Source organism: Anaerocolumna aminovalerica (genome assembly GCF_900115365.1).
Taxonomy (GTDB): Bacteria; Bacillota; Clostridia; order Lachnospirales; family Lachnospiraceae; genus Anaerocolumna; species Anaerocolumna aminovalerica.
Map to the genome: position 1 here is coordinate 1 of NZ_FOWD01000005.1, position 3902 is coordinate 3902.

At 34.9% G+C, this 3902-nt stretch carries 7 protein-coding genes, 2 tRNA genes and 1 pseudogene; 5 read left to right on the plus strand and 5 right to left on the minus strand.

Translation table 11 applies throughout. The features are described 5' to 3' along the window. Positions 1-148 (plus strand): annotated as a pseudogene (locus tag BM183_RS21620) (IS91 family transposase); the annotation flags it as partial. A 209-nt stretch (positions 149-357) separates the two neighbouring features. Here BM183_RS21620 and BM183_RS04080 read toward each other — a convergent pair. Both BM183_RS04080 and BM183_RS20665 read right to left on the minus strand, forming a co-directional pair. Beyond that, the gene (locus BM183_RS04080; RefSeq protein WP_091684624.1) at positions 358-699 is read right to left on the minus strand and encodes a hypothetical protein; all 342 of its coding nucleotides are present in this window, start codon (positions 697-699) and stop codon (positions 358-360) included. 344 nt (positions 700-1043) lie between these two features. Beyond that, entirely contained in the window at positions 1044-1211 is a 168-nt protein-coding gene (locus BM183_RS20665) for a hypothetical protein (RefSeq protein WP_170847882.1), read from the minus strand. Between the two features lie 114 nt (positions 1212-1325). Here BM183_RS20665 and BM183_RS21450 point away from each other — a divergent pair, with 114 nt between their 5' ends. The 3 genes from BM183_RS21450 to BM183_RS04090 are packed head-to-tail and all read left to right on the plus strand — an operon-like array spanning position 1326 to position 2029. Then, entirely contained in the window at positions 1326-1382 is a 57-nt protein-coding gene (locus BM183_RS21450) for a DUF3644 domain-containing protein (RefSeq protein ID WP_334292865.1), read from the plus strand. Positions 1383-1425: 43 nt separating this feature from the next. Then, positions 1426-1713: a DUF3644 domain-containing protein gene (locus BM183_RS04085; protein WP_242960844.1), complete on the plus strand. Its 288-nt coding sequence runs from the start codon at positions 1426-1428 to the stop codon at positions 1711-1713. A gap of 19 nt (positions 1714-1732) precedes the next feature. Next, a complete protein-coding gene (locus tag BM183_RS04090; protein WP_091684626.1) occupies positions 1733-2029 on the plus strand; it encodes a tyrosine-type recombinase/integrase in 297 nt (98 codons plus the stop codon). Positions 2030-2165: 136 nt separating this feature from the next. On the opposite strand, the gene BM183_RS04095 is transcribed toward BM183_RS04090, so the two are convergent. The 3 genes from BM183_RS04095 to BM183_RS04105 form a co-directional block, all read right to left on the minus strand. After that, a tRNA-Thr gene (locus BM183_RS04095) sits at positions 2166-2238 on the minus strand. A 12-nt stretch (positions 2239-2250) separates the two neighbouring features. Beyond that, entirely contained in the window at positions 2251-2880 is a 630-nt protein-coding gene (gene sigH, locus BM183_RS04100; RefSeq protein ID WP_091684628.1) for an RNA polymerase sporulation sigma factor SigH, read from the minus strand. Positions 2881-2948: 68 nt separating this feature from the next. Beyond that, positions 2949-3599, minus strand: a complete 651-nt coding sequence (locus tag BM183_RS04105; RefSeq protein ID WP_091684629.1) for an epoxyqueuosine reductase QueH — start codon at positions 3597-3599, stop codon at positions 2949-2951. A 140-nt stretch (positions 3600-3739) separates the two neighbouring features. On the opposite strand from BM183_RS04105, the gene BM183_RS04110 reads away from it, so the two are divergent. Continuing rightward, positions 3740-3814: transfer RNA gene (locus tag BM183_RS04110), tRNA-Pro, on the plus strand. Positions 3815-3902: the final 88 nt, after the last annotated feature.

Consider the following 3902-nt stretch of genomic DNA (forward strand, 5'->3'; position numbering starts at 1 on the left):
ACTTGATTGGCAAAAATCCATTCTTCTAACGTTTGGATATGACCCTCTTCGTTGTCCTGAGTGTGGTGCTTCTATGTTGGTTCTAGAAGTGTACCATAAAAAAACTGCACTATTTGAACAATATCGAAAGTCTATGGGATATGGATAAATCCACTTTCCATGATTCTTCCTCAAATGTCAGATAGCGCAGTTCGAACCAAAAACAAAAAACTTCATAAAACAAAGTCATGGCGAAGTAGCACCCTTCGCTCTTTTGTTATTCCATTTTTTATTTCTACTCTATTATACACTATTTTTTCGATTTGAGGAATTTCCTAATAATTAAGAAAAGCACTTACCGAAGTAAGTGCCTGTATTTTAAAATAACTTTTTAATTAATGCCTTATATATCTTATCATCAACTTCTATAAGGCTTTTTTTGCCGTCCTTAAACTGTATCGCAATCTGATAAGTTCCCTTGCTTTTGGCCGATAAACCACCTGCTAATAATCCTACTGGACCAAGTAAAGCACCACCAACTAAACCTCTTGTCACCCCACTTGCAGCACTTTTTCGATGTTCATCAGTGATTAATTCATATGATTCAATATTATTTTTGTCTAATTGAACTGGATGCCATCCACTTGCAATATATAAACTTCCAAAGCTATTTGATACGAGAAATCCATTATAATCACCTGCTATTACCTTATTCGCCATAATTCATACCTCCTTATGGTCATTATAATATATGCGGTATATATTGTAAAGGATTTGTCTCATAAAAATACCACCTACCGTCACGATAGATGGCTTTACATACCTGCTATTAATTTGTTTGCTTCCTCTTCGGTTATTTCACTGTAAGAACCATAGTAAGGACTTTCGTCATTGAAATATTTTATCTCACACCACTTTCAACCCATCCCTTATCAGTATATTATCTCTGCTGGCTTCTGCCTTCAGTTCTAACTATTGAAATATGAATCCTTCCCTTTAATTCTATACTTAAGTCCCATTGCATCCATGCCAGTAGTTTTCTCCCACCTTCTTGACCTGAACGGTTATACTGGTTCATTTAATACAGCTTTATTATAATATGTCATTCCCTTAACTTGGGCTTTTAAGATACCGTATTCTGTTTCGTCTGTGTATTTGACATCCTGGAATTTATCAAGAGATTTAGGAAGATTCTCATTACCGAAAATGTATTTTACGATATGATTAGCCAATGATAAAAACCGCCCCGGCTGGAACCAGGACGGATTAAATATCAAAAGAAAGGAATCTTATAAATGGAATCTTGGCCCGATAGATTACTTGATAAATCGAAAGAAGCTTTCTCCATGGCGATTGAAATTTACAATAAACCAACTATAAAATATCGCATTGAAGGATTTTAGCATGTTTATCTGTAATGCCTGGGAGCTTATGCTTAAGGCTCATATGATAAAAAGTATGGGTGAAAAAAGTGTTTATTACGGAGATAACCCCAACAGGACTAAAACACTAGAAAACTGTATCAAGCTTATTTTCACTAATGATAAAGACCCTTTAAGACTAAATCTCGAAAAAATTATTGAGCTAAGAAATACAAGTACTCATTACTTCAAAACTAATACCATAAGCATAAATAAATCCACTGCAACCGTTAAAGGGCAACAGATAACAAAATCTCCAAAAAACAAATCCTCTGTCCGTGAAATTGCTATTCCTGAATTTATAACAGCTTAAGAAATATAAAATAGAACAAATGAAACTTAAAGTAAGTCTTGGCGATCAGTGGCAGGGCTGTGAAGGCAAGAACTGGCAGGAAAATAATGCCACGGTTGAGGATAATTCTTTAAAGCTTCCTAACATACCTCTGCATAGTCTTCGCCATACTTCTGCCACCCTACTGATATCCGATAATATAGATGTAAGAACTGTATCGGCTAGACTTGGACATGCTCAAACCAGCACTACAATGAACATATACGCTCATAGCCTTAAAAAATCAGATGAAAAAGCAGCTTCTTCATTAAATAATCTTTTAATCAAAAAGGCTTAATCTCATTAGAACGCATCTTGTAATATAATGCGTTCTTTTTTTGTACAGCAAACAATGAAAAAGGCACTCATTTCAGAGTGCTTTTACTTTGTCTTTAAACCGCTGTTCCAATTGAATTTATCGTATTTCTTTCAAAAGCTCCCGACGGGACTTGAACCCGAGACCTTTACCTTACCAAGGTAACGCTCTACCGACTGAGCTACGGGGGCAGTTAACTAATATTACAATTTCTTTAGTAACTTGTTTAACTTAGTTTTTATTCGTTGTAATGCATTATCTATGGACTTGGGCTCTTTGTTTAACTTTTCCGCTATTTGTAAATAAGTATAGTCTTGCAAGTATAAATCCAGCACGTCTTTTTCAAATCCACTTAAGTGCCTTACGAGTTCATATTCTAACATACTTGTACTCTCTTTGTCAATAACTAATTCTTCTGGATTAGAACCTTTATGCTCATACATCAAATCTACTAAAGAAGCTTTTTCATCTGTATCTGAATTTTCAACATAAGCAGGCGTATCCAAGGACACGTATGTATTCAGCGGAAGGTTCTTTTTTCGGTTGGAAGCTTTAATTGCGCTAAATATCTGCCTGGATATGCATAAATCAGCAAAGTTAAAGAAGGAATTATCCATATCGGAATCATAGTCCCTGATGGCTTTATAAAGCCCAATCATACCTTCTTGAATAAGATCGTCTTTATCTCCTCCAATAAGATACAAGGCTTTTGCTTTTTTACGTACCAGATTTTTATATCTGTTTAACATGTAATCCATAGCATCCGGATCGTTATTATGGATTAAGGCGATAATATCCTCATCCGATAATAAATCATATTTTTCTTCAAGCATATTACCACCTCCAGATTAATATTGTTATTTGTCTCCCACTTATATATTTCTATTCAAGTATTATTATCCTATAAATCGTTTTCCATGTGGACTTTCTTTTCATTTTCACGAGCCACTTTGGAATACACACATCCACAATAGTCCTGACGATATAGGTTATATTCCTTAGACAATTCTGTGGAACGCTTATAACCATTCTTTTTCTTAAAGTCTGAGAATAAATATGGAGTATCATATTTCTCCCACAGTACTTCTCCTATCTCGTTCAACTTAGCTGCATTTTTTAAAGGACTTATGGACAAAGTGGTGGTAAAATAATCGAAGCCTAGTTCTTTCGCTAACTTAGCAGTTTCTTGCAATCGCAATTCATAACATCTAAAACAACGTTCTCCGCCTTCCGGTTCCTTTTCCAATCCTTTTGCCACCTGATAAAAGCGATCCGGCTCATACTTACCCTGTAGGAAATTAATAGGATTCTTAGCCGGTAATTGACTAATAAGCCGTTGTTGTTCCTCAATCCGCCTTTCATATTCCTCCTTAGAGGTAATGTTGGGATTGTAAAAATATATGGTTACATGAAAGAATTGTGATAAATATTCCAGAACATAGCTACTGCAAGGAGCGCAACAACTATGAAGTAAAAGGGTTGGTGTAACTCCTTCCCTGGTAAAACGTTCTATAAGTACATCCAATTCTTTCTGATAATTTCTTTGATTCATCAAATTTCCTCTCATTCTGTTAAAGAAAAGGTTATAAATTAATTTTTTTATAAATATTATTAGATAAAGACTTGATTTTCTTCAAATAATATTATATTATATTATTGCTGTGAAAATCAACTGATATTTCATTGGCAAATCGAGGCGTGGCTCAGTTTGGCTAGAGCGCTGTCTTAGGGAGGCAGAGGTCGCAAGTTCAAATCTTGTCGCCTCGATTTTTTATATAATAAAGATATTTCTGTCAGGGGCTACATAACAGATTTGAACTCGTTCAAATCTTGTCGCCTCGATTTTTTATAATAA

Excerpts from the sequence above, each read along its gene's own strand:
- BM183_RS04085 (WP_242960844.1), top strand. The coding sequence starts at position 1,426 with ATGATAAAAAGTATGGGTGAAAAAAGTGTTTATTACGGAGATAACCCC.
- BM183_RS04090 (WP_091684626.1), top strand. The coding sequence starts at position 1,733 with ATGAAACTTAAAGTAAGTCTTGGCGATCAGTGGCAGGGCTGTGAAGGC.
- BM183_RS04105 (WP_091684629.1), bottom strand. The coding sequence starts at position 3,599 with ATGAATCAAAGAAATTATCAGAAAGAATTGGATGTACTTATAGAACGT.
- BM183_RS04080 (WP_091684624.1), bottom strand. The coding sequence starts at position 699 with ATGGCGAATAAGGTAATAGCAGGTGATTATAATGGATTTCTCGTATCA.
- sigH (WP_091684628.1), bottom strand. The coding sequence starts at position 2,880 with ATGCTTGAAGAAAAATATGATTTATTATCGGATGAGGATATTATCGCC.